The 25,048-nt window shown below is 71.5% G+C and carries 21 protein-coding genes; 9 read left to right on the forward strand and 12 right to left on the reverse strand.

Going from position 1 to position 25,048, the window contains the following annotated elements; genetic code table 11:
- Both FHX39_RS19210 and FHX39_RS19215 read right to left on the reverse strand, forming a co-directional pair.
- Positions 1-314: SPFH domain-containing protein (locus FHX39_RS19210; protein WP_269778804.1), on the reverse strand; the 314-nt coding region annotated here is incomplete at its 3' end.
- 335 nt (positions 315-649) lie between these two features.
- Positions 650-1,153, reverse strand: coding sequence for a GyrI-like domain-containing protein (locus tag FHX39_RS19215; protein WP_183342257.1), 504 nt, complete (start codon positions 1,151-1,153; stop codon positions 650-652).
- A gap of 82 nt (positions 1,154-1,235) precedes the next feature.
- On the opposite strand from FHX39_RS19215, the gene FHX39_RS19220 reads away from it, so the two are divergent.
- Positions 1,236-2,756 (forward strand): deoxyguanosinetriphosphate triphosphohydrolase family protein, encoded by a 1,521-nt coding sequence (locus FHX39_RS19220; RefSeq protein ID WP_183342259.1) that lies wholly within the window; start codon positions 1,236-1,238, stop codon positions 2,754-2,756.
- Positions 2,757-3,081: 325 nt separating this feature from the next.
- Here the strand turns inward: FHX39_RS19220 and FHX39_RS19225 are convergent, their stop codons facing one another.
- The 4 genes from FHX39_RS19225 to FHX39_RS19240 form a co-directional block, all read right to left on the reverse strand.
- Complete coding sequence (locus tag FHX39_RS19225) at positions 3,082-3,225, reverse strand: hypothetical protein (RefSeq protein WP_183342261.1); 144 nt, start codon at positions 3,223-3,225, stop codon at positions 3,082-3,084.
- Between the two features lie 689 nt (positions 3,226-3,914).
- The gene (locus tag FHX39_RS19230) at positions 3,915-4,139 is read right to left on the reverse strand and encodes a hypothetical protein (protein ID WP_183342263.1); all 225 of its coding nucleotides are present in this window, start codon (positions 4,137-4,139) and stop codon (positions 3,915-3,917) included.
- A 324-nt stretch (positions 4,140-4,463) separates the two neighbouring features.
- Positions 4,464-4,922, reverse strand: a complete 459-nt coding sequence (locus tag FHX39_RS19235) for a hypothetical protein (protein ID WP_183342266.1) — start codon at positions 4,920-4,922, stop codon at positions 4,464-4,466.
- Between the two features lie 135 nt (positions 4,923-5,057).
- Positions 5,058-6,005, reverse strand: coding sequence for an SH3 domain-containing protein (locus FHX39_RS19240; protein ID WP_183342268.1), 948 nt, complete (start codon positions 6,003-6,005; stop codon positions 5,058-5,060).
- Between the two features lie 154 nt (positions 6,006-6,159).
- Here FHX39_RS19240 and FHX39_RS21520 point away from each other — a divergent pair, with 154 nt between their 5' ends.
- Positions 6,160-7,530 (forward strand): mercuric reductase, encoded by a 1,371-nt coding sequence (locus FHX39_RS21520; RefSeq protein WP_183342270.1) that lies wholly within the window; start codon positions 6,160-6,162, stop codon positions 7,528-7,530.
- 51 nt (positions 7,531-7,581) lie between these two features.
- On the opposite strand, the gene FHX39_RS19250 is transcribed toward FHX39_RS21520, so the two are convergent.
- The gene (locus FHX39_RS19250; protein ID WP_183342272.1) at positions 7,582-8,181 is read right to left on the reverse strand and encodes a DNA-3-methyladenine glycosylase; all 600 of its coding nucleotides are present in this window, start codon (positions 8,179-8,181) and stop codon (positions 7,582-7,584) included.
- A 74-nt stretch (positions 8,182-8,255) separates the two neighbouring features.
- Positions 8,256-8,744 carry a DUF6328 family protein gene (locus tag FHX39_RS19255; RefSeq protein ID WP_332836986.1) on the reverse strand — a complete coding sequence of 163 codons (489 nt, stop codon included), beginning with the start codon at positions 8,742-8,744 and terminating at the stop codon, positions 8,256-8,258.
- A gap of 20 nt (positions 8,745-8,764) precedes the next feature.
- Here FHX39_RS19255 and FHX39_RS19260 point away from each other — a divergent pair, with 20 nt between their 5' ends.
- The gene (locus FHX39_RS19260; RefSeq protein WP_183342274.1) at positions 8,765-8,968 is read left to right on the forward strand and encodes a hypothetical protein; all 204 of its coding nucleotides are present in this window, start codon (positions 8,765-8,767) and stop codon (positions 8,966-8,968) included.
- A 59-nt stretch (positions 8,969-9,027) separates the two neighbouring features.
- On the opposite strand, the gene FHX39_RS22345 is transcribed toward FHX39_RS19260, so the two are convergent.
- Complete coding sequence (locus tag FHX39_RS22345) at positions 9,028-10,452, reverse strand: phospholipase D-like domain-containing protein (RefSeq protein ID WP_332836987.1); 1,425 nt, start codon at positions 10,450-10,452, stop codon at positions 9,028-9,030.
- Positions 10,453-10,656: 204 nt separating this feature from the next.
- On the opposite strand from FHX39_RS22345, the gene FHX39_RS19270 reads away from it, so the two are divergent.
- Positions 10,657-11,454, forward strand: coding sequence for a copper resistance CopC family protein (locus FHX39_RS19270; protein ID WP_183342278.1), 798 nt, complete (start codon positions 10,657-10,659; stop codon positions 11,452-11,454).
- Positions 11,455-11,499: 45 nt separating this feature from the next.
- On the opposite strand, the gene FHX39_RS19275 is transcribed toward FHX39_RS19270, so the two are convergent.
- Positions 11,500-13,212, reverse strand: coding sequence for a glycosyltransferase (locus FHX39_RS19275; RefSeq protein WP_183342280.1), 1,713 nt, complete (start codon positions 13,210-13,212; stop codon positions 11,500-11,502).
- A 174-nt stretch (positions 13,213-13,386) separates the two neighbouring features.
- Here FHX39_RS19275 and FHX39_RS19280 point away from each other — a divergent pair, with 174 nt between their 5' ends.
- From FHX39_RS19280 to FHX39_RS19290, 3 genes are all read left to right on the forward strand, one after another.
- Positions 13,387-14,721 (forward strand): Gfo/Idh/MocA family oxidoreductase, encoded by a 1,335-nt coding sequence (locus tag FHX39_RS19280; protein WP_183342282.1) that lies wholly within the window; start codon positions 13,387-13,389, stop codon positions 14,719-14,721.
- The gene (locus FHX39_RS22350; RefSeq protein WP_183342284.1) at positions 14,718-17,279 is read left to right on the forward strand and encodes a CDP-glycerol glycerophosphotransferase family protein; all 2,562 of its coding nucleotides are present in this window, start codon (positions 14,718-14,720) and stop codon (positions 17,277-17,279) included. The genes FHX39_RS19280 and FHX39_RS22350 overlap by 4 nt, the downstream gene beginning before the upstream one ends.
- A 252-nt stretch (positions 17,280-17,531) precedes the next feature.
- Positions 17,532-17,840, forward strand: coding sequence for a GIY-YIG nuclease family protein (locus FHX39_RS19290; protein ID WP_183342286.1), 309 nt, complete (start codon positions 17,532-17,534; stop codon positions 17,838-17,840).
- A gap of 117 nt (positions 17,841-17,957) precedes the next feature.
- Here FHX39_RS19290 and FHX39_RS19295 read toward each other — a convergent pair whose 3' ends face one another.
- Positions 17,958-19,544, reverse strand: a complete 1,587-nt coding sequence (locus FHX39_RS19295) for a fibronectin type III domain-containing protein (RefSeq protein ID WP_183342288.1) — start codon at positions 19,542-19,544, stop codon at positions 17,958-17,960.
- Between the two features lie 338 nt (positions 19,545-19,882).
- On the opposite strand from FHX39_RS19295, the gene FHX39_RS19300 reads away from it, so the two are divergent.
- The gene (locus FHX39_RS19300; RefSeq protein ID WP_332836990.1) at positions 19,883-21,700 is read left to right on the forward strand and encodes a fibronectin type III domain-containing protein; all 1,818 of its coding nucleotides are present in this window, start codon (positions 19,883-19,885) and stop codon (positions 21,698-21,700) included.
- Positions 21,701-21,770: 70 nt separating this feature from the next.
- On the opposite strand, the gene FHX39_RS22355 is transcribed toward FHX39_RS19300, so the two are convergent.
- Positions 21,771-23,654, reverse strand: coding sequence for a glycosyltransferase (locus tag FHX39_RS22355; protein WP_183342291.1), 1,884 nt, complete (start codon positions 23,652-23,654; stop codon positions 21,771-21,773).
- A gap of 40 nt (positions 23,655-23,694) precedes the next feature.
- Here FHX39_RS22355 and FHX39_RS19310 point away from each other — a divergent pair, with 40 nt between their 5' ends.
- Positions 23,695-24,981, forward strand: a complete 1,287-nt coding sequence (locus tag FHX39_RS19310) for an MFS transporter (protein WP_183342293.1) — start codon at positions 23,695-23,697, stop codon at positions 24,979-24,981.
- Positions 24,982-25,048: the final 67 nt, after the last annotated feature.

Below are 25,048 nucleotides of genomic sequence, written 5' to 3' on the forward strand. Positions count from 1 at the left end.
AGCGCCTCGCGCAGCGCCACCTGGGTCGCGAGGTAGACCACGGCCTCGGGGTCGTCGGCGACCTCGACGAACGCGACCGGGTCGGTCACCGACCAGCGGACCGCCGCGGTGACGCGGACGCTCGCGCCGTCCGCGGTCGGGACGTCTTGCGGCGCGACGGCGAGCAGCCGCTCGCGGAGGTCGACCGGGACGACCGTCGAGCCGGCCGGGCGGCGGTGCCGGCCGGCCGCAAGGACTCCGGTACGCACGCCGTGGCGGTAGACGACGGCGCAGGTGCGGGCCTCGACGGTGATCGCGCGGGTGAGCAGGGCCATCGGGCTTCCTCCGGGGTACGGGTGCGGCGGAGCTGGTGCTCGACCGCACTCGGGCACGGTCCTCGGTGATGACGCCGCCCGGACCGAGCCGGACGCGGGTCGGCCGGGGACCGAGGTCCCCGCCGACGCAGAGCGTCCGGGTCGGGGACCCGGGCGGCGTCACCGATGAGGAGTCGAACCCCGGGCGTGAGCCGTACCAGCAGGTGAGCGGTGGCGACGGTCGAGACGCAGGACCGGCGATCGATACCTCGGGCCGGCTGCTGGGCCGTCGCCGGCTCGCGTCGAGTATGGCGGCCGGGCGCACCGGCCGCCACCGAGATCTCGGTCGCTCGCCCTCAGGCGAGCTTCATCTCGAGCCGGGTGGTCCACCGCGCCGGGTCGGGCTCCACCAAGAGGTCGGTCTCGTACCACTCGAGCCGGCTGACCCAGACGTCTCCGGCGTCGGAGGGGTGGTGGTCGAGCTTCAGCCCCTGGCGCCCCGCGTACGCGAGCAGGGCCCCGGTCGCGCCGTAGAGCCCCTCGTACGGGCCGACGTGGACCGTCGTCAGGTAGTCGCCGGCCGGCAGCTCGTCCGGCTCGACGTGCTCGTCCCCCTCGACCGGGGTGTCCACGGGCACCCCGGCCTGGACGACCATGTCCGCCGCCATGTCGATCACGAGGTAGCGCAGGAACGGCGGTCCGGCCGGGACCCGGCCGTGCGCCGTCAGCCAGTCGAGCAGCGGCGGGACCGCGTCGGCCATCTCGTGCAGGGTCGCCATGGTGACCGTCCGGGTCACGGTGACGGCCGGCCGCGCCGGCCGGCGGACGACGGCGTACGTCGGGCTCGTGGTGTCGCTCATGCACCGTTCGACTCGTCGTCGGCCCGGACCTCATCGGGCGCTCGCGCTCCCGCGACGGGGACAGAGCCCTACGGTGATCCTCATGGACCCCCGGCTCGTCCGTGCACGCCCGGAGTCGGAACGCCCGTACGCCCCCGGGGAGTCGGAGTTCCGGACCGACCTGGAACGCATCCGCTTCTCGCAGTCCTTCTCGCGCCTCGCCGAGGTCACCCAGGTCGTCAGCGCGGGCGCGACGAACGGGGTGGTGCACAACCGGCTGACGCACACGATCAAGGTGACCGCGGTCGCCCGGGCCATCGCCGTCCGGCTGCTGCGGAGCGAGGACCGCGAGCTGCTGCGCGACCTCGGCGGGCTGGACCACGTCGTCGTGCAGGCGGCGGCCAACGCGCACGACCTCGGCCACCCGCCGTTCGGCCACCTCGGGGAGCGGGCGCTCGACCGGCTCGCCCGGGAGCGCTTCGGCCTGGCCGACGGCTTCGAGGGCAACGCGCAGACGTTCCGGATCCTGACCGAGCTCGAGGTGCACGGCCCGGGCGACGAGGGCCTCAACCTCACCGCCGCCGTCCGCGCGGCCGTCCTCAAGTACCCGTGGGCGCGCACGCACTGGCCCGAGCCGCACCCCACCGGCTGGCCGGTCCCGCCGCGGGGAGCGGGTCACGGCCGGGGCGGGACCGGGGCGGCCAAGTTCTCGACCTACCTGATCGACCTGCCCGAGATGCGCGACGCGCTCGCCGCGTCCCCGGGCCTGCCGCCGGGCCGGCAGACGCTCGAGTGCTCGGTGATGGACCTGGCCGACGACATCGCGTACTCCCTGCACGACGTCGAGGACTTCCATCGCTCCGGGGTGCTGCAGTTCTCACCCGTGTCGAGCGAGTTCCGCTCGTGGGAGGCCGACCTCGAGGTGTTCGACGGGCTCAGCGACCGTCGCCTCGTGCAGATGGACCGGACCCCCGGCGCCGGCCTCGAACGGCTGCGGCGCCGCCTGCGCACCCGCGACGCGTGGATGTTCGACGAGGCGACGTTCGCCGCGGCCGTCGCGACGGTCGGCGACGAGTTCGTGGACGGCGTGCTCGCGGTCCCGTACGACGGGTCGATGGTCAGCGACCGGGCCATCTCCGGCTTCACGTCCCGCTGGATCGACCACCTCGTGACCTCGGTGACGCCCGCCCCCGACCCCGACGTGCGGTCCGGCTACGTGCAGATGACGGGGCGGGCCTGGCACGAGGTGCAGGTCCTGAAGTTCGTGAACACCTACTTCATCCTCGAACGCCCCGACCTCGCGATGCTCCAGCGCGGCCAGGAGCGGACGATCGAGCAGCTGGTCACGGGCTTCGACGACTGGCTCTCCGACCCGACGGACGCGTTCCGGGCGCCGCGCCGGCTCGTCGACCTGGTGAACGCGGCCGCGTACGGCTACGAGCGCCTCGTCCGCGACCACCCCGACCAGCTCGACGACCGGACCACCGACGCCGACCTGGCCCGGATGGCCCGCGGCCGCGGCATCGCCGACTTCGTCAGCGGCCTGACCGACGCCCAGGCCGTGGCCTTCGCCGCCCGCCTGACCGGTGGGAGCGGGCTGCTCTGGACATCTGGCGCCTTATAGAGGCTGCGACTCCGTCCTCGCTCCGCTCGAACGCTCCTCGCGCTGCGGTTCGGTGCTTTCCTCCCCCGGCACACCCTTCTTCCCCCGGCACACCCTGTTCCCGACGGCACACCCTGCAGGGTGTGCCGAGGTGAGAGGGGTGTGCCCTGGTCGGACAGGTGTGCCGACGCCGGGAGGGTGTGACGTCGCTCGTGACGACGGGAGGCGTGCAGTCACGCCCTCCTCGTCGAGGCACCGGCGCCCGAGTCGGTGGTGGCTGGGACCTCCGAGAACGCGAAAGGCTCCCCTCCAGTGGAGGGAAGCCTTGGTGCGAGGAGTGCCTGAACTACCGGAGGTCGGAGTAGTTCGCGAGGTGCTCCAGCTCGGTCCGCATGTCGGAGCCCGACGCCGAGCGGAAGGCACGGGCGAACTCGCGCTCCCGGCGGGTGGTCTCACGGTGGCGACGGATGGCCTGGCCGAGGCTGATCATGGTCTTGCTTCCTTTCGAATGTCTTCGATGTGGTTGTCTCCGGCTCGAAAGCCTTCGATATCGAACTGTACCAGATCAACGCTTGACGGGCTGGGATATTCCGGGATCCTCGGAGGCGTCCCGGCGGGCGTCAGCCGGAGACGCAGCACCGCCGTGACCGAGACGGTCACGGCGGTGCTGGATGAGTCTGTGCCGCTCCCCGCGGCAGCACGTGGGCTCGGGGCCGAGCGGGCGCCCCCCGACAGGGCGCGCTCGGCCGAGCAGAGCCATGATGCTCGTCGCAGCGGTCGGAACGTGGGACCTCGGCCGCGTGTTCTCCAAGCAGGGTTGGGAAGTAGCCCCCAAGAACGAGACGAGGGCCCACGTGGCGGCTGCCCCCGCAGCCGGCCGGACGTGGACCCTCGTCACCACCGGTCGTCCCCCGACGACCAGCGGTTCCCCGTACCCGGCGGACGTCCCCACGTCCACCGGTCCCCTCTGACGGCTCCCGGTCCCCCCTCCGGTCACCAGTCGGACATCCCCCGTCCGACGTCTGCGCCCCGGCCGTCCGCTGTCCCCTGATCTCAGCGGTCCGGCCCGGCGTCCTGCTCGCGGCCCACCCGTCCCCCGACGTAGGTGGCCGCTTCCCGAGGTCGTCCGCTCCCCCGACGGGGCGGTGACGAGCTCGGGCGTCTGCGTGGATCGGTCGATCAGCCGATCCGGCGGGTCGGTACGGCGGGCGCGTGCCCCCGCGTCCCGGTGCTGATGGTCACGACCGTGTGCCGCGAACGGGCCGCGGCCGGCGCGGTGCACGGGGTCCAGGCGGTCGGCTGGTCGGAGATGCGGGCGGTGCCGAGCACGCGGACCACCGACGCGACGGTCGGGATCCTGCGCGGCCGACGGGCGTGCCGCAGGCTCGAGGAGAAGACGATCATCCGGGGGCTCCTGACGCGTGTCGAGATCAGTTCGAGCCAGCCCCCGCTTGCTCCCCGGCCCCTCTGGGCTGGTGAGGACAACTCTGCCGACGGGACCTCCGGGGAGGCTCAAGGCCGACGGCCCGCTTCCCTCAGGAGGGACGAAAGATTGAACCGTGGAATATTGCCGCCTCAAGAACGGCTCAGGACGCGCTGAGAGGCCCTCGTGAGCCGCCTGACCCGTCGCTCAGCCGGCCTTTCACGAGGCCTCGATGGTGGATCTCAGGACCCCGGGAACGCAGCAGGCCCCGTGCGTACGCACGGGGCCTGAAGAGAAGAAGAGGATCAGGCAGCCTGGCCGAAGTCCCGTTCCGTGACGGTGACGCCGGCCCGCTCGAGCTCGGCCTCGACCCGGAAGCGCTCGATGTCGCGTTCCATGCCCGACGTCGTGTCGCGCAGGTCGTGCTCGATCTCGAGCATGGAGCAGGCCTGGATGAGGACCTGGTCGTACGCCATCCGGTTGCCGAGCTGCTGCGCCGCGGAACGGTGCGCGTCGGCCCGGATCACCTCACGCAGCCGGCGCAGGTCCGCGGCCAGCCGCTCGAGCGGCGCTCCCTGGATCGACCGGAGCGCCCGTACGGTGCGGCGGTGCTCCGCGGCCATGATCTGGCGCTGGCGGAAGCGGGAGATGCTCTCGTCCCACCGGCCGGCCAGGAGGTCCCACAGCAGGACGCACCCGATCGGGACGAGGACCATGATGACCACCGCCAGGGCGCCGAGCACCATCTGGTACGTGTCCACCATGCGCAAACCCTAAGTCTGGTGCGGAGCGGCCACAAGCGGGCTGCCGAAGGCGAGCTGCACCTCTGTACGGCTCATCAAGACTTCGTCGCGGACCCGGCTCTCGGATGCCTGGGGCGCGACCGAGCGCGAGGGAGACTAGCTCGCCCGGTTGCCGTAGACCGACACGTGCACGTGGTCGTAGTGGTTGGCCGTCTTCGAGCCGCGGTCCGACATCGATCGCCAGCCCTCGCTGCCGCGCTGCACGGTCCAGATGTGCTGGGCGTAGATGACCTCGCTGACGCCGAGCTCGCGGGCGTGGGCCCGGACCCAGTCGGCGAGCTCACGGCCGACCTTGGCGTCGGAGATCATGCAGTCGACCGCCTGGCCGCTCCCGTGGAACCCGCCGCCGCCGCGCGTGCCACCGAAGGACGTCACCTGCGGGAAGCGCGCGCAGACCGTGCGGTGCACGAGCACCGCGTCGGGGGTGAGCCCGCTCTCCATGCCGGAACCCTTCGAGCAGGGCGCGTCGGTGACGCCGCCCGTCTTGGCCGGGTCCGGCTTGTCCTTGGAGACGTACTTCGCGGTGACCCACCGGCCCTCGCCCTTGAACACGACGAGGCGGAAGCCGTCACGGACCGTGGTGGTCGCGGCCAGCTTCGTCCCGGGGTCGACCTCGGCGACGACGTCCGACTTCTTGTCGGGGTCGGCGCGGATGTCGAGGTCGTCCGTCGCCCACATCGTCCTCGACGCCTTGGCCCGCTCGGCCAGGTCGTCCGCCGTCGGCTCGGCCCGCTTGCTCGGCTTCGCCACGGCGGGCTTCGTCGTCGGCGTGGCCGAGGGCGCCGTAGGGGTGGCGGAGGCCAGCGGGGTGGGGCTGGCCGTACGCCCGAGGTCCCGGCTGACGGGCTGCTCGCGTACGGCGGTGTCGACGGCCGGGGCGCTCGAGGCCGGTGCGGGCACGGCCGTCTGGGCGTCCGAGCCGGGCAGCGCGAAGGCGACGACGCCGCTCGTGCCGAGCCCGACCAGCGCGAGCGGGACAGCGATCCGGGCCGCGCGCACGGCGGCCGACGGGCGCAGCGCGCGGCGGGGTCGAGGACGGGGCACAGGATTCCTTCGGCTGTCGTGATCTGTTCGTGACCTTTGAAGTCGCGGAGTCTAGGCACAAGCCGTGTTCCTTGCCCAATCCACCGCTCCCGCCGGGGGCCGGGACCGTTAGCGTGAGCGGTGGCCGGCCCGGCCTCGACGAGTGGAGACAGCAGTGGTCCAGTACGACGCAGTGGTCATCGGAGCCGGTCAGGCGGGGCCGAGCGTGGCCTTCTCCTACGCGGCGCAGGGCAAGCGGGTCGCGGTGGTCGAGATGGCGCAGCCGGGCGGGACCTGCCTCAACCACGGGTGCCGTCCGACGAAGGCGCTCCGGGCCAGCGCGACGGTGGCGCACTCCGCCCGCCGCGCGGCCGAGTTCGGCGTCCACGTCGGCGAGGTGCGGGTGGACTTCGGCCAGGCCATCGGCCGCGTCCACACGCTGATCGACGGCATGCGGGCCGGGCTCCAGCACGCCCTCGACTCCGCCGACAACCTCGACTACGTGGAGGGCCGGGCCACGCTCGTCGGCGACCCGGAGGGCCGCGCGCACCGCGTCCTGGTGACCGACGCCGAGGGCGGGGAGCAGGAGCTGACCGCCCCCGAGGTCCACCTCAACGTCGGCACCCGCGCCGCCATCCCGTCGATCGACGGGCTCGAGGACGTCGCGTACCTCACCGAGACGGAGCTGCTCAACCTCACCGAGCTGCCGGCGCACCTGGTGATCGTCGGTGGTGGCTACATCGGCCTCGAGTTCGGCCAGATGTTCCGCCGGTTCGGCTCCGAGGTCACGATCGTGGCCGGCGGCGGGATCGCGGCCCGGGAAGACCCGGACGTCCAGCAGATCCTGACCGACCTCTTCACCAGCGAGGGCGTCACCATCGTCGCGGGGCGGCCCAGCCACGTCCGGCAGGAGGGCGACGGCATCGCCCTCGAGGTGCCGGAGGTCGGCACGATCACGGGGAGCCACCTGCTGGTCGCGACCGGGCGCCGGTCGAACGTCGACCTCCTCGGGCCCGACAGCGGGCTGGAGACCGACGAGCGGGGCTTCGTCATCACCGACGACCGGTACGCCACATCGGTCCCCGGCGTCTGGGCGCTCGGCGACGTGAACGGACGCGGCGCCTTCACCCACACCTCGTACCAGGACGGCGACATCTACCTGCACCCGCCGCGCACGGTGGCCGGGCGCGTGACGACGTACGCCATGTTCACCGACCCGCCCCTGGGCCGGGTCGGCATGAGCCTGCAGGACGCGCGCGACTCGGGCCGGAACGTGCTGAAGGGCGAGGTCCCGATGTCCTCGGTCAGCCGGGCCCGGCTGGAGAGCGAGGAGACCGGCGTCATGCGGGTGCTCGTCGACGCCGACACCGAGGAGTTCCTGGGGGCGACGATCCTCGGGCTGCAGGCGGACGACGTCGTCCAGGTCATCGGGGTGGCCATGCAGGCCGGTGTGCGCTACCCGGTCGTCCGCGACGCGCTGCCGATCCACCCGACCGTCTCGGAGTTCTTCCCCACGATCCTCGGCTCCCTGGAACCCCTCGCCTGACCGCCGAACGGTAGGTTGCCGCGTCCTCGAGCGCCCAGAACGCGCGGCAACCTACCTCTCGCCGAGCGGTTCGGCGCGGGGAGAACGCTTGTACGCGGACACGTGGCGGTCGCCCGCGATCCAGAAGCGCCACGGCACGTCGGCGGCCTGGGACACGCCGACCCGGGGACCGGTCGCGACCTCGACGGGGGCGCCCTCCTCGCCGGGCTCGAGGCGCACCGGCCCGCTTCCGAAGAGGTCGAGACCGCGGTGCTCGGGCGCGAGACCGAGGGCCTGGGTGAGCCGGCCCGGCCCCCGGGCCAGGTCCCGCTCGGGGGCGCCGTGGCGACGTTCGCGGGCCAGCTCCACTCCGTCGACCACCTGGCCCGCGCGGAGCAGGCACCCGCCGGCCGTGCCGTCGGGGCCGCAGACGACGTTCGCCGCCCAGTGCATGCCGTAGGAGAAGTAGAGGTAGAGGTGGCCCGGCGGCCCGAACATCACCGTGTTCCGCGGCGTCGGTCCCCGGAAGGCGTGCGACGCCGGGTCACGCTCGCCCGCGTACGCCTCGACCTCCGTGATCCGGACCGCCACCTCGCCGTGCCGGAGCACCGCGCCCAGCAGCAACGGGGCCACCTGCTCGGGGGGCCCGGCGAGCACCTCGGCGTCCAGCACGCGCCGAGCCTACGGACGGGTCGAGGGCTCGAGCGCGGGGTACGGGCGTCGGGCCGCGCCTGCGCCGGACCGGCTCAGACGCGGGGACCGCGGGAGCGGACGACGAGCGGCAGGCAGGCCAGCGCGACGAGGACGACCGCGGACACCACGCCCGCCGTCACCGCGGCCCCCCGGCCGACGACGACGTCGAAGAGCAGGACGACCGTCCCGGCGAGGACGAGCGCCACCCCGAGCAGCACCAGGCGCAGGACGACGTGGGAGACGGCGACGAGGGTGGACTTGGCGTGCCGCCGGAAGAGGGCCCGGTGCAGGTTGACCGGCGCCAGGGCGAGGGCGGTCGTCAGCACCGCGGTGACGATCAGGCCGAGGTAGAACCGCTTCTGGCCGGCGCCGAGCTGGTCGAACCGCTGCTGGAAGGCGACCGCGAGCAGGAAGCCGGTGAGGATCTGCGTACCCGTCTGGGTGACCCGGAGCTCCTGGAGCAGCTCGGCCCAGTTGCGGTCCATCCGCTGGTTCAGCGTCTCGTCCCGGCCGTCCTCCGGGTCCACGTCGACGTCGCTCACCGGTCCGGCAGACTGCAGCGATGACCGATCAGCCGAGCACGCCCGACCCGCAGACCACCGACCCCACGGCCGGGGACGACGCCCTCGAGCGGGCGGCGGAGTCGATCCGCGAGGCCCACGACGCCGAGGCGACCGTGGCCGCGAACGACGACATCACGACCGAGGACCGCGAGCGGGCCGGGGAGTACAGCCAGAGCCCCGACGGCGAGGGCGGACGCCCCTGACCCTGACGTACGTCGACGACCGGTCCGCACGGGGCTGACCGGTCGTCGGGGCGTACGGCTCAGCTGCAGGAGCGGGTGTCCTTGGACAGCTCGTACCAGCCGTTCATGTACTGGCTGTAGACGCGGCGCATCGACTCGAGGTACTTGCCCGAGGCGGCACGCGTGTCCATCGTGATGACGTGCTCCTCGTTGTAGCGCAGGCCAGCCACCGACATGTTCTGCGTCCCGGTCAGGACCCGGCCGAGGTTGCTGTGCTCCGGGCCGATGAGGATCAGCTTGGTGTGCATGGCGACCGTGGTGCAGCGCGTCGGGATGTCGGCCTTCTTGAGGGCCTTGATGACCTTGGGCGAGATCGTGGTGGAGCCGCCCTGGAAGGTCAGCAGCATCGAGATGTCGCAGCCGCGCTGGCGGAGCCGGGTCAGGGAGTTGACCATCTGCTCGGCCTTGGCGTCGGTCAGCTTGAACATCGCGATCCGGATGTTCTTGTCCACCGTGCAGTCGACGTCGTCGAACTGCTGGATGTAGAAGTCGCGCGCGTCCTGCGTGGCCGGGGTGAAGGAGACCGTGGTCCCGCGGCCCGCGTCGGTGTAGTGCCGGTAGATCGGGTCGACCCAGATGCCGCGCTGCTTGGTCAGCTTCATCGAGTCCGGGAAGCCGGAGGCGGACTTGCAGCCCTTCGTCGCGCAGTACTTCATCGCGTCGTAGCGGGCGTCGAACATGTCGAACATCTTCTGGTCGTCGTAGATCAGCGTGGTCTCTTGGTGGTAGTTCCGCAGCTGCGAGCGGGCGAAGTTGCCCGACATCGACAGGATCGCCGGGTGGGACCCGCCGGCGGAGTTGGACCAGACCGTGTCGGAGATCGACAGGAACTTCTCGTGGTTGATCGAGTACGGCCACACCTTGGCCTTGTTCACGTTGAAGCAGCCGTTGCTGCAGTAGTAGACCGACGCGATGTCCTGCAGGCGCTTGGAGACCTTGGTCTTCTCGCCGCCCGGCATGATCGAGCCGCCGTCGAGGACGAGGCCCACGGAGACGTTGCGGTTCTTCTTGACCCAGTCGAGGGCGTTGTAGACGACCTCGGGGTCGGACTCGGGCCGGTCGCCCTGCGCGTTGCCGTCGATCGTGCCGAGCGCCCGGATGAAGAACATCCCGATCTTGATCTCGGAGTTCTTCGAGGCGCCGCAGATGACCTGCGAGACGTACTTGTAGTAGTCCCAGGGGCGGCTGTCGTCGGGGTTGACGAAGCCGCGCTTCTCCATGTCGTCGATGTTGTACCAGGCCTCGTACGGCGCCGGCGTCGCGATCGTGGGGCAGGAGTCGCCGCTCGGCAGGGCGATGTTCCCGTTGCCGTCACGGTCCACGGTGATGGCGCTCGCCGGACCCACGACCAGGCCGAAGGTCACCGCCAGGGCGCTCAGCAGGACCACCAGGCGCAGACGCGCACGGCTTGTGGAGCGGAACGACCGCCACGCTCGGACCGACACTCGAGAACCCTCCGAAAACCTAGCCAGGATGCCTTGCGGGACCACCGTCGAGAGTCCTCGGAGGCGATGCCCAACGGTCGCACCCGCGCGCCGGAGCGGCGGTCTCGACGCACCGAACCATACAATGATTTTCCGCCCGGAGGACCTGGAGCGACCGCATCAGCGGCCTCCAGACGGGTCGACGACAGCTGGGTGGAGGACCGCGTGACGCACCGTCGGAGGGCCGTCGTGGAGCGGGCCACCTGGCCGTTCCTGCCCCTCGCGCTGCTGCTGGCGCTGCTGCTCGGCGGCACGTTCGCCGCCCTGCCCGCGACCCCGGCCCACGCCGTCACCCCCGTCGCCTCCGAGCCCCGCGACCGGCAGAAGGTGTCGCAGGCGCCCGGCGCCGTGACCCTCGCCTTCTCCCGCGACGTCGACCCCAGCGTGGCCAAGGTGGTCGTGCTCGGCCCCAACGGCGAGAACGTCACGAGCGGCCCGCTGATCGTCGAGGGCACGAACGTCACCAGCCAGCTGCGCGAGGACCTCGACCGCGGCACCTACACGGTGCACTACCGGATCGACGGCAAGGACGGCGATCCGGAGGGCGGCGCCTACCAGTTCGCGTACGGCAGCGGCAGCTTCACGGACCTGCCCGACAAGTCGTGGTCGGGCGAGGACGAGGAGCCGGCCGTCCTGGCCGGGACCAACCCGAACGGGTCCGAGCAGCCCGACCCGCCGTCGTCGACGAACACCCCCGGCATCGAGGTGACCTCGCAGGCCCCGTCCTCCGAGCCGCCGCCCCCCACCGACCCGCCGTCCACCGTGAAGGCGCCGGAGGGTCCCGCGACCGACGAGCCCAGCAGCGACGAGACGTCGGAGGCGCCGTCGGCGTCCCCGCAGCCCGAGACCGGCAGCAGCGGCGCGCCCTGGATCGTCGGCGGCGTGGTCCTGCTGCTCGCCGTGGCCGGCACCGCGTTCGGCCTGTGGCACAAGAACAAGGAGAAGGCCCCCGGTCACGACTGACCGATCGGGCGACGCTCCCTGAGCCTGTCGAAGGGAGCGTCTCGCTCAGAGCGTGTCGTCCCAGCCCTGCGCGTCGAGGGTGTGGAACAGCTCCGACCAGCGGGCGACGAACGACTCCTCGCTGAACTCCGTGCGCGGCTGGGCGGCGTTCGCGCTGAGCCGGCGGCGCAGGTTCTCGTCGGTGAGGACCTCGACCACGCGCCGGGCCATCTGCTGCTGCATCGCGGAGCCGACGAGGAAGCCGTTCACCCCGTCCGCGACGATGTCGGCCGGGCCGTACTTGACGTCGTAGCTGACGACCGGGCAGCCCTGGCTGAGGCTCTCGAGCAGCACCAGGCCGAAGCCCTCGAAGCGGCTGGTCAGCAGCGAGCAGGACGCCCGCCGGTAGACCTCGGCCGGGTTCTTCGTGTAGCCCGCGAGGGTCACGTTGTCGCGCAGCCCGAGGTCGTCGATCTGCTGCTGCAGCGCCCCGGCGTCCGGGCCCTGCCCGTAGATCTCGAGCCGCGCCCGCGGCAGCGCCTTGACCACGTGGGCGAACGACGCGATGGCGTGCGGGATCCGCTTCTGGGCGTCGAGGCGCGCGAGCATCACGACGAGGTCGGGGTCGCGCTCCTCGAACGGCACCGGCGGCACCGGGGCCACCGGGTGCGGGATGACGAAGAAGTTGTCGCGCTCGCCGTAGACGGCCTCGGCGTCGGCGCGCTGCGCGTTCGTCAGGAAGACGATGGCTCCGTGGCGGTCGCGGGCGTCGAGCATCGGCTTGTACGAGGCCCGTACCGCCTTGAGGTCGTCGAACGGCGGCGCGATGTGCGGGTTGTGCAGGACGTAGACGTGCTTCACGTTCGGCCGCTGGTAGGTCAGGGTCTCGCCGTCGGAGCGGCGCGACTCGACCGACAGGAAGGTGTGGTCGTCGCCGATCAGCCGGTCGAGGTAGGACTGGATCAGCTCGACGTTGCTGAGCAGGACCTCGTACGGCGCCCCCTGCTCGTCGAGCATGGTGATGCGCTCCACGCTGCTCGTCTTCGACACCGGGTCGACCCGCAGCCACTTGTTCATGTAGGGCGTGCCGTCGGCGCGGTAGAAGATCTCCTGGCGCGGCTTGTTGAAGTGCAGGTCCATGTAGGTCGTGCGCCGCACGGTCCCGAGGTCGTTGAACTCGTCGCGCCGCGTGCGGGCGCGGTTCTCGTTGAACCAGTCGCGGACGATGAGCCGGCCCTGGTGGTCGAACCGCTGGTAGAGCCGGTAGACGCCCTCGGCGTCGTAGTAGCGGTAGACCTCCTGGTCCGGGTCGCGGATGTACGCCATGCCCGGCTCGTCGACCGCGTGCTCGACCTGCGCGGCCACGTGGGAGGACTGCTCGTCGAAGTAGTCGTGCAGGTTGACGATCTCCACCCCGTCGACCAGCAGGCCGCGGCGGCGCAGGTCGGCGGCGATGTCGTCGACCTCGGAGGAGTAGTTGAGCGTGACGATCACGGAGTCGACGCCGCCGAGCTCCTTGAGCAGGCGGCACTTGTTGAGGATCGACGCGGTGCGGCCGCCGAAGTTGCGCGGGATGGCGCCGACGACGAACACGTACTTCGCCTTCGGCAGCGGACGCAGCACGGGCAGCGGGTCGAGGCGGGGGGCGACGTCGGGGGCCTTCGGCGGCAGGGTCGGCGCCTTCGCCGCGGGCGGGGCGGCCGGGCTGCTCGAGACGGACGCGGCGTCCCACACGCGTCGCGCTCGACGGACGGCCTGCTTGGCCCGGGACTTCAGCACCGCCGCAGCGTAGCGCCGCGGCCGGGCCACGCCGCCCGCCCCGAGGGGTGTCGCGCAGGCGGGTCGATCGGTGCCGGACGCTAGAGTGACGGCCGTCCGGGCAGGCTCTCCCCACTCTCCCGACGCCCCTGACCCGGCCGGAGAGCACAGGCCCGGCGGGAGGAGCTCATGTCCATGCGGGTCATCACCTACGGGACCTTCGACCTCTTCCACGACGGTCACGTCCGTCTCCTGGAGCGCGCCCGCGCGCTCGGCGACTACCTGATCGTCGCGGTCACCACGGACAACTACGACAGCACGCGCGGCAAGCTCAACGTCTCGCAGTCGTTGATGGAGCGCATCAACAACGTGCAGAAGAGCGGTCTCGCCGACAAGGTGATCATCGAGGAGTACGAAGGCCAGAAGATCAACGACATCCAGCAGTACGACGTCGACATCTTCGCGATCGGCTCCGACTGGCTGGGCAAGTTCGACTACCTGAACGACTACTGCAAGGTCGTCTACCTCGAGCGCACGAAGGGTGTCTCCTCGACGCAGCTGCGCGACGAGACCGGCATCCTCCGTGTCGGGATCCTCGGCTCCGGCCGGATCGCCAACCGGATGGTCGACGAGGTGCGCTTCGTGTCCGGGGTGAACGTCGAGGGCGTCTGGAGCCGCCAGCTCGCCAGCGCCCAGAAGTTCGCCGACGTGCACGAGCTCCGGGTCGTCGCCGAGACGGTGCCCGAGCTGCTGTCCGAGGTCGACGCGGTCTACATCGCCACGCCGCACGGCACGCACGGCGAGCTCGCGCGCCAGGCCATGGCCGCCGGCAAGCACGTGCTGTGCGAGAAGCCGCTGGCCCTCACCCGGGCCGAGGCGGAGGAGCTGTACTCGCTCGCCGAGCGCCACGAGGTCGTCCTGCTCGAGGCGATCAAGACGGCCTTCTCCCCCGGCTTCCAGCGCATGGTCGCCGTCGCGCGGAGCGGGTCGATCGGTCAGGTCCGCTCGGTCGACGCGACGTTCACCAAGCTCGTCACCTCCGGCCGCGAGCTGGAGGCGCCCGACGGCGGGTCGATCTCCGAGCTCTCCAGCTATCCGCTGGTCGCCGTGATCAAGCTGCTGGGCACGGGCTTCACCGACGTCACCAGCTCCTCGCTGCGCCCCGAGGGGAGCGAGGTCGACACCTTCTCCCGCGTCGACCTGACCTACCCCCACGCGCTGGCGTCGGCGCGGGTGGGCCTGGGCGTCAAGGCCGAGGGCGACCTCGTCGTGGCCGGGACGAAGGGCTACATCTACGTGCCCGCACCGTGGTGGAAGACGGAGTACTTCGAGGCGCGCTTCGAGGACCCGAGCGACAACAAGAAGTACTACTTCAAGTTCGACGGCGACGGGCTGCGCTACGAGGTGGCCGAGTTCGCCTGGCTGATCCGCAACCGGACGCCGGAGTCGTTCAAGCTGCGGTCCTCGGAGTCGATCGCCATCGCCGCGATCATCGAGGCGGCCCGCGCCGACGCCACCGTCCTGCGGTGAGGCGCCCCCGCTTCGACCCGGTCAAGGCCCGGCAACGGGCGCGCCAGCGCCTGCGCGAACGGATCCTGGTGGTCTCCCGCTCGCACAACCCGTACGTGGCGGGCAGCTTTCGGCAGGCCCGGCTCGCCGCCCGCGCCGTCGGGTCACGGGTCACGGGCCGCCAGCTCGGCTGGGTCGCGCACCTGCGCACCGCGGTCTGGACCGGCCCGGCCACCTTCGAGATCGGCGGTTGGGCGTACGAGCGCGGCTACGGCCACCCCGACGGACCGCCGGAGACGCACGTCTGGCTGGAGCGGGGCCCACGCCGCATCGACGCCGTCGTCACGCACGGCTACGACCCCGAGGTCAACGCCGCGGCGCCCACGGGCAGCGAGCACGACTACGGCAACACCGCCTTCACCGCCTCCTTCGACCTGACCCCGCTGCTCCTCGCGCCCGCGGGCGACGACGAGCCGTGGGTCGCGCACGTGCGCGTCGTCGGGTCGGGGCGCGACCGCACCGGGACGTTCGTCAGCCGCTACCGGCTCGGTTCCGTGCGCCACCTCGTCGCCTCGACCCAGCCCGACGGGGACCAGCTGCTCGCGCGCTGGGCCGGCAGCGCGCGGGGGCTGACGCTGCGCCGCCGCCACCCCGCCGCCCTGGCCACGTCGGTCACGCTCGACGGCCGTGACGTCTCCCTCCTCGTCGCCACCGACGGGCGCGAGCTCGCCGGGGGATCGCTGGAGACCGACGGCGAGAGCACCCCGCTCACCTGCACGCCGCAGGGACGGGACGACGCCGGTCGGCCGCTGTTCCGGCTGTCCGGGACGGTGCCGAGCACCGCGCCGGTCGTGACGGACCGCGAGTCCCCGCTGTCGGTCGAGCGCGACGTCCACGTGCGGACCGCCGACGGCACCGACCTCGCGGTCGCGACCGACCTGGACGACACCCCGCCCGCGCTCGTGGAGGGCTCCTCGCTGCTCCTGGCGACCGGCGGGGACGGGCTGCTGTCGCTGGTCGACGCCCCCGGGCGGGTCCTCGTGGACGCGGTCACCGTGAGCGAGCGGCCGCCCGGCCTCCGGCTGCAGGGGCGCTACGTGCTCGGCGAGCTCGCCGCCGCGGAGGAGGCCCCGACGCTGGTCTTCTCCGGGGCCCGCCAGCTGCTGCCCGTCGAGACGACCTTCACCCCGACCAGCCCCGGGCAGGGGACCTGGGAGGGGTGGGCGCCCCTGCTGGCCTCGGTCTGGGACCGGCAGCCGCTCCCGCCGCGCACCGGGGGCTACGTGCTGCGCGCCCGTACGCCGAGCGGCACGATCCTGCCCGTCTCCGCGGTCCCGGCCATCACCCGCCGGACGCCGGAGATCCACCACCTCGAGGGCTTCCGGCTCCGGCTGCAGGCCGGCGGCGGACGGTCGATGCGCTTCAACGTCGCGGCCGCCCGGCGCGACGACGAGGTCGGGTCGTTCCAGCAGCGGCGCCTCGAGCGCCTCTACCGGCGCCACACCTGGAGCCCGCGCAACGCGATCTACCTCGAGAGCTTCTACGGCCGCGGCGCCACCTGCAACCCGTACGCGATCGACCGCGAGATCGCGGCGCGCTACCCGCAGCTGACCCGCTTCTGGGGCGTGACCGACGCGTCCATCCCCGTCCCGCTGGGCGCCATCACGGTCGTCCGCGGGACGCGGGAGTGGTGGCACGCCCGCGCCACGTCGCGCTACGTCGTGGCCAACGACTGGCTGCGCCGCACCTTCACCCCGCAGCCGTTCCAGGTCGTCCTGCAGACGTGGCACGGCTCGATGCTCAAGCGGATCGGGCTGGATCGCTCCGGCCAGCCGAAGTCCAAGATCGACACGATCCGCCTCGAGCAGTCGAAGTGGGACGTCCTGCTGTCGCAGAACCACCACAGCAGCGTGATCCTGGAGTCGGCGTACGACTGGCACCGCACCCTCTTCGAGGAGGGCTACCCGCGCAACGACCCGCTCACGCCCGGCAGCCCGTACGCGGGCGACGGCGCGGCGATCCGCGAGCGGCTCGGCATCCGGCCCGACCAGAAGGCCGTCCTCTACGCGCCGACGTGGCGGGAGAACCAGACGTCGATGGTGACGTTCCTGGACCTGGAACGGCTCAGCGCCGACCTCGGCGACGGCTACGTCATCCTGCTGCGCGGGCACTCCCGCACGGTCAAGTTCGGCGCGAGCCTGCACGAGATCCCCGGCGTGATCGACGTGACGACCTACCCCGAGGTCACCGACCTCTTCCTGGCCGCCGACGCGATGATCACCGACTACTCGTCGGTGATGTTCGACTACTCGGTCACCCGCCGGCCGATGATCTTCTACGTCCCGGACATGGACGACTACCGCGACTCGCTGCGCGGGGTCTACTTCGACCTCTCCGAGGTCGCCCCCGGCCCCGTGCTCTTCACCCAGGACGACGTCACCACCGCCGTCCGCGAGCTCGACCAGGCCGGCGAGCGCTACGCGACCTTGTACGACGCCTGGGTCGAGCGGTTCAACCACCACGACGACGGACGTTCCGCCGAGCGCGTCGTGAAGCGCCTCCTCGCGATCCGCAAGTAGGAACGCTTCCCTGAGCTCGCACCAGGGCCGGAACGCTCCCTGAGCTTGTCGAGGGGCCCGCAGGCGTTGGCGCCGGGGTGTCGCTCCTCCAAGGTCGTTGAAGGGCGCCCGGGGGAACGCTCCCTGAGCTTGTCGAAGGGCCCCGAAGGGGTTGGCGTTCGTCTGTCCACACGACCGCTCGACACAGCTTCGTCGTCCACAGGCATCCGTGGTGCGGCGGCCGACGGGCCGAAGCAGCACCACACTCACGCCATGGCCCACGTGTACCTCCTGCGCTGCTCCGACGGCTCCTTCTACGTGGGCAGCGCACGCGATCTCGATCAGCGGGTGATGCAGCATGCTTCCGGGGTCGTGAAGGGCTACACCTCGACAAGGCGTCCCGTCGAGCTCGTCTGGGCTCTCGAGACCGAGCGGGTGGACGATGCGGCCGAGCTCGAGCGGCAAATCAAGGGGTGGCGCCGCTCGAAGCGGCTGGCCCTGATCGAGGGACGCCTGGACGACCTCCCCGCGCTCGCGCGTGCTGGCTCCCACGCGGCCCCGCGCCTCAACGAGACGCGATAGGTGCGCGTTGGTTGCCATCACGCCAACCCCTGCGGGGCCCTTCGACAAGCTCAGGGAGCGTTCCCCCAAGCGCCCTTCGACAAGCTCAGGGAGCGTCCGAGCGGGGCGAGGACAGAGTTAAGGCAGCGTCACCGTCGCGCGCTGGAGGTTGTGGTCGGAGGCCTGCTTGCCGACGTAGGCGTGGGCGGCGTTCAGGCGGGCGACGTTCTCCCACTCGAGGACGCGGATCTTCTTCGAGGTGAAGATGTAGTCGATGTAGGTGCCGTTGGGGCGGCGGCCGAAGTAGTTCGGGCTCGGCTGGGGCATGAAGTCGTTGAAGCTGCTCAGCGGGGTGTTGATCCGCCGCTCGACCGTCGCGCCCGGGGTGTCCGTGGTCGAGCCGGACGGGTTGCCGAGCGGGTCGACGTAGCCGTACTTCCCCACGACGACCCGGTAGACCGGGTTGTCCTTGACCCCCGAGGGGTTCACGGAGTTCTTGTGGGCGTTCATGTCCCCCGTGATGAAGGTCGGCAGCTTCTTCGGGTTGCGCTTGGCGACCTCCTTGGCCAGGGTCGTGGCCTCGCTGACGTGCAGGTTCCAGTCCTTGTCGGGCTCCAGGTGGGCGGTGGCGAAGAAGAACTTCTTGCCCGTGCTGCGCTGGGTGAAGATCGCCCAGGCCATGTAGCGGTCGTCCTCGGGGCTGGGCAGCAGCTTCGAGCCCTGGCTGACCAGGGTGACTGCGCCGGAGTCGTACAGGATCTTCGTGCCCTTGGACGCGCCCTGGTCCTTGTAGGCGCACTTCGTCGGCGTCTTGGCCTTCACGCAGTTGTTCCGGTTCTTGTTCGCGAGCCGCCAGTCACCGCCGAGCCGGTTGCGCAGGTCCTCGAACTGGCTGAGGTCCTGGCCCTTGCCACCCTCGGCCTTCGGCAGCCACGCCTGGCTGGCCTCCTGCACCCCGAGGACGTCGAGCTTCTGCGACCTGATGTCGCGGACCACGTCGGCCCGGCGGTCCCACCACGAGCGCTCGTTGGGGTGGTCGCCCTCGCAGTTGAAGCACTTGATGTTGAAGCTGCCGACCCGCAGCTGGGCCGAGGTGGGCGCCGGCTTGGGCGTCGAGCCCGCCGCGGCGGCCGTGGTGACCTTGACCGCCCCCGAGTACGGGCTCCAGTTCTCGCCCTCGCTGCTGATCACCCGCACCTTGAACCAGTACGCGGTCTTGGGGGCGAGCCCGCTGATCGTGCCCGAGGTCGCCTTGAAGCGCTTGTACGAGGCCCCGGACATCGCGGCGTTGTCGGCCCACTGGACCCGGTAGGTCAGGCCGGAGCCACGGCTCCCCCACCGCAGCGCCACGCTGGTCGAGCCCGCGCTGCTCCGGGCGAGCCCGGCGGGAGCGCTGTACCCCTTCTGCGTCGTCGCCTTGACGGCCGTCGAGTACGGGCTGAGGTTGTCCCCGTCCGCGGTGATGACGCGGACCTTCACGTAGTACGCCTGGCCCGGCTTCAGCCCGGTCAGGCCCAGCTTGTTCGCCGTGACCCGCTTGTACGCGGCACCGCTCATCGAGCTCTTCGTCGAGTAGGCGACGCGGTAGCGGGGGGCGCCGGCCACGGCCTTCCACGAGACGTCGAGCGTCGAGAGACCGCCGACGGCGACCTTCAGGCCCGAGGGCGTCGCGGTCGCCGCCTGAGCGGGCAGGGCCGTCGCGGTGACGGCCCCCAGGGCGAGCACGGACGACACCGCCCACGCGACGAGACGGCGTCTGCTCGACCTGCTGACGTGCGGAAGTGGGCGGAATCGGACCATGCTTCGGGCTCCTCGAATTCGTGCTGCGTATCCGTCAAGCCCCCCGGTGCCGGAAACCTTAACCAATTGCTCAGAGTTAAACCACCCCTGATGTCAATGACCGACACACTTCCCACGCATTCTTTTTCTTCGACTTCTGGCACTAATTCAAGTCCTTGCCGTCAGACCCCGGACGAGGGCGCGCGTCGTTCGTGACCCCCCGGCGGCCTCGGCGTTGCTAGAATCCGCAGCGGCTGGATGGTCGAGGAGTGGAGTTGGGAACTGTGACGAGCGTCGACGGAAGCACCACGAAGCGGGTGCGGACGAGCCTCGGTGCGCTGGTCGTGATCGCCCTCGTCGGGACCGGTCTGACGACCAGCACCGCGACGGCCGACGTGACGAAGCCGAAGGTCGCCGCCGACACGAAGTCCGGCACCGCGCTCAAGGTCGACTGGACCGACGTCAAGGGCGCCGCGTCCTACCGCGTCCAGTACTCGGCCACCAAGAGCTTCGACGACGCCAAGACGCTGCCGGCCAAGGGCGACCCCGCGATCACCACGAGCGAGACGACGGTCACCGGTCTGACGACCGACAAGACCTACTTCGTCCGCGTCGCCGACGTCTCCGACAGCGGCAAGGTCGGCACCTACAGCGCGGCGACCGAGGCCAAGGCGGCGTTCAAGTTCGAGGCCCCCGGCGACATCTTCCGCACCAAGGTCGACCGCGACAGCATGACCGCGTCGTGGAAGGGCGTCAGCGGCGCGCCCGGCTACACGGTCCGGGTGTACTCGAAGGGCAACCCGACCAAGTTCTTCACGACGACGGGGACCTCGGTCAACCTGACCGGCCTCAAGTCGTCGACGAACTACTTCATCCGCGTGTACGTGGTGCAGCCGGCCGCGGGCTCGACCGACGAGGTCCGGCTCAGCGACGACTCGCCCGAGATCCAGCAGTCCACGACCAGCTACAAGCTGGCGACGCCGGACGGCCTGAAGATGACGAGCCAGAGCCCGACCTCCGTCGGGCTGTCCTGGACCGGGGTCTCCGGGGCTCCGGACGGTGCGGCCTACAAGCTCTCGTACGCCTACAACTACGCGCAGGACGATCACCAGAAGACGTCCCCCGCGTTCAAGGGCACCTCGGCGAAGCTGACGGGCCTCCGGAACGACACCACCTACTTCGGGATCCTCTACCTGGTCGACAAGGACGGGAAGCGCCTCAGCGCGTCGAGCGGGATCGTCACCATCAAGTCGACCGTCCCCCGCGGGACGATCAGCGGCAAGGTCGACGGCGTGACCGGGAGCGACCTGACGGCCGCCGCGTACACGACCTCGGGCTACGTCGCGGAGGCGGTCACCGTCGGGTCGGACAACAAGTACTCGCTGAACGTGCGGCCGGGCAACTACAAGGTCCAGCTCATGTACACCGGCGGCGACAACAAGGCCTCGGCCTGGGCGCGGTCGGGCAGCGACGGCGGCTGGACCTTCGGCGCGGCCTCCACGATCGTGGTCGACGCCGGCAAGACCACCGACGCCCCCGACGTGGACATCAAGAACGGCAAGGTCGTCTCGGGCAAGGTCGTGGACAAGAACGGCGACGCGATCCGCGACGTCGACCTGACCGCGATCGCCGCTCGCGGCGACGAGCGCGACGTCATCTCCCTGACCCGCAGCGGCTCGGACGGGTCGTTCTCGCTCGAGGGCCTCGGCAGCGGCGACTACTGGATCCGCGCCAGCTACTCCGGCGACGGCTTCAAGATCGAGAGCGTCAGCCTCGACGTCAGCAAGGACCTGGGCGTCAAGGTCACCCTCGACACCCTGCCCTTCCGCTCGAAGTACGGCGCCTCGATGCACGGCACCCGCAAGGTCGGCAAGACGATGAACGTCACCGCGACCCCGTGGCTCGCCGGGACCTACCCGACGACCAAGGCGACCATGAGCTACCAGTGGAAGCGCAACGGCAGCCCGATCAAGGGCGCAACGAAGCGGACCTACAAGCTCGTGAGCGCCGACCGGGGCAAGAAGCTCAGCGTCACCGCGACGGCCAAGCGCTACGGCTACACGACCGGCTCCGTCACCTCGACGGCCAAGTCGATCTCGTGAGCTGACGGGCCACCAGCCCGAGCAGGACCACCGTCCCCGGTTCCCCGTGAGGAGCCGGGGACGTCTGCGTTCAGCGCTTGCGCAGGCTCACGTTGCCGTGGGCGGTGGAGTAGAGCTGGCCGCTGCCGAGCTCGACGCCGGTCGGGCCGTTGAGGCGCAGGCGTCGTACGGAGGAGCCGGCGGTCACCTCGAGGTAGACGTCGGCGAGGCGTCCCCCGACCGTGACCGCGAGCGGGTCCAGGGTGCCGGTCACCCGGAGCGTCGCCCCGTCCGGGCCCGCGGTCGCGTCGACGGTCAGCGGACGGCGCCAGGGCCGTCCGGTCTCGCGCCCGACCAGCAGCCACGCGGCCGTCGGCGCGGGGGGCGGGGCGGGGTCGGTCCAGGCCTCGGCGTCCCAGGTGACCACGGCCTCGCCCTCGAGCGAGAACCTCCCGTCCGCCGTCCCGACCGTGAACGACGGCACCCGCAGCGAGGTGAGGCTGAGCCGGCGGGCCCGAGCCGCGACCGCGGCCTGCTGCACGCCCACCCAGCGGCGGAACACCTCGGCGTCGCTGAAGGCCGAGAGGCGTTCCCGGGCGTTCGCCCGCAGCTCGCGGACGCGCTTGGTCGGGAGCGAGAGGAACCGCTCGATGGTGTCGGCCAGGGCCGAGACGTCGCCGCCCGGCACGAGGAACCCGGTCTCGCCGTCGACCAGCAGCTCCGCGGGGCCGTAGCGGATGTCGTACGCGATCGGGACGCACCCGGCGGCCATGCTCTCGAGCAGCACGAGCGACTGGCCCTCGGTGGTCGAGGTCACCAGCGAGAACGAGGCGTCCGCGAAGTGGCGGGCCGCGCCCGGGGCGTACCCGTGCAGGACGACCTGGCCGGCGCTCCCGGTCTCGGCGACGGTCGCCTCGATCGAGGCGAGGCTGCCCGCGTCCTTGCCGTAGACGTCGAGCCCGAAGTCGGCGGCCCGGCCCCCGCGTCCCTGCACCAGCGCGACCGCCCGGACCGCGTGCTCGATCCGCTTGAGCGGCTTGAGGGTGGCGACCACGACGCCACGTTCCGGGCGGTCGGGGGCGGACCGGAGCCGGGAGAGCAGCGACCGCGGCGGGGCGGGCGGCTCGGGCACGACGGGTGGACCGGCGTTCGGGACGGCGTGGAGGTTGGGCGCGGCGCCGAAACGTTCCGCGACGTCGCGGCGCTGCAGGTCGGTCAGGAACACCACCGCGTCGAAGCGGTCGAGGTGCGGCATGATCCGCCGGTGCGCGACGTAGAGGTCGCCGAGGTACGGGTTGGACGCGTCGGCGAGGTGCGACTCGTGGAACACGTGGATCGTCGTCGCCCGCGGGTTGAGGTAGCGCGACAGGAACCGTGCGGTGCTCTTCGACTCGTTGACGATCACCGCGGGACCGTCGCCGACCAGGTGGTCGAGCCAGAGGTAGTAGACGTCCCAGGTGCTCCCGGCCAGCACGGTCGGTGCGCCGGTCGCGTCGAAGAACTGCTGGTAGCGCTTCTTCTCCCCGTCCACCTCGACCGGGAAGTCGCGGGCCAGCAGGCTGCCGTCGGCCCGGAACATCTGCGAGTGGACCAGCTCCCGGTGCTCGTCGTACGTCCGCAGGCACCAGCGGCTGCCCTCCTCCTCGACCGTCGGTGCGCCCGTGTCGTCGGCCGGGGCCGTGGGCGGCAGCGCGGCCAGCCGGTCGTGCAGCACCCCTTCGGCCTCCCAGGCGCGCAGGTCGCTGAACAGGGTCCGTACGGTCACGCCCTCGGGCAGGGTCCCGCGCCGGGTCAGCCGCTCGGTGATCTCGGCGCTGTCCTGCAGCGCGCTGAAGGTCAGGAGATCGACGGGGCGGCCGCTGCGCTGGACCTGCTCGCCGACGCGGCGGAGGGTGGCGGTCGTCTGACCGGCGTACTGCTCGGGGACCCACCAGGTCGTCACGAGCTGTCGGGCGGGCGGGAGCTCCTCGGACACGCCCCACACTCTGGCAGACGTCGAGTAGGTTAGCCCGGCTATGGCCCTGCTGCTCGACCTGACCCCCCTGCGCAGCGCGCCGGCCTACCGCCGCCTCTGGCTCGGCCTCAGCGTCTCCAACCTCGGCACCCAGCTCACCGTCACGGCGGTCGGTCTGCAGGTGTACCAGATCACCGGCTCGACCTTCTCGGTCGGCGTGCTCGGGATCTGCGCGCTCGTGCCGCTGGTCGTCCTCGGCCTCTACGGCGGCGCGCTCGTCGACGTCTACGACCGGCGCAAGGTCGCCCTGATCGCCTCGATCGGTCTCTGGGTCGTGTCCGGGCTGCTGGCCCTGCAGGCCTGGTTCCACCTGGACTCCGTCGCCGTGCTCTACGGGCTGGTGGCGCTGCAGTCGGCGGGCTTCGCGGTGAACAACCCGGCCCGTTCCGCGATCATCCCGCGCCTCGTGCCGAACGACCTGCTGCCCGCCGCGAACGTGCTCCAGACCGTCTCCTGGAACATCGCCTTCGTCGTCGGGCCCCTGATCGGCGCGTTCCTGGTCGCGGGCGGGGACTTCGGGCTCGCGTACACGGTCGACGTCGTCCTCTTCAGCGCGGCCCTCTGGGCGCTGTGGCGCCTGCCGGACCTGCCGCCCGTCGACACGGGGACCCCGGACGAGCCGGGCAAGCGCGGGATCGCCTCGGTGCTGGAGGGGCTGCGCTACCTCGCCACCCGCAAGAACGTCCGCATGACGTTCGTCGTCGACCTGACGGCGATGATCCTGGCCATGCCGCGGGTGCTGCTGCCCGCGGTCGGCGTCCTCTGGCTGGGCGGCGGGGCGACGACGACCGGGGAGCTGAGCGCCGCGTTCGCGGTCGGTGCGGTGCTGGCCGGCCTGCTGTCCGGCGGGCTGGTCAAGGTACGCCGCCAGGGCCGCGTCATCGTCGGCTCGATCGTCGTCTTCGGCCTGGCCGTCGCCGGCTTCGGCGCGGTCCTGCTGGGCGTGGGTCGTACGTCCCCGGCTCAGGTCCTCGTCCCGGGGCTGCTCGTCGCCTTCGTGCTCCTCGCCCTGGCCGGCGGCGCGGACGCCGTGAGCGCCGTGTTCCGGCAGACGATCCTGCAGGCCGCGACGCCGGACGCCATGCGGGGCCGGCTGCAGGGCGTCTTCATCGTCGTCGTGGCCGGCGGTCCCCGCCTGGGCGACCTCGTGCTCGGCACCGCGGCGGACCGGTTCGGCGAGGCCTGGGCCGCCCTCGGGGGCGGGCTGCTGTGCGTGGCGGTGCTGGTCGCCGTCGTCGCGGTGCAGCGTCGCTTCTGGGACTACGACGCCCACGACCCGCAGCCGTGAGGCGCGGACGACCGCCCGGGTGCGGCCCGCGTTGTTAGGGTCGAGCGCCTACGTGTGGTGCGCGAGC

Origin of the sequence: Microlunatus antarcticus, assembly GCF_014193425.1 — a bacterium.
Classification (GTDB): domain Bacteria; phylum Actinomycetota; class Actinomycetes; order Propionibacteriales; family Propionibacteriaceae; genus Microlunatus; species Microlunatus antarcticus.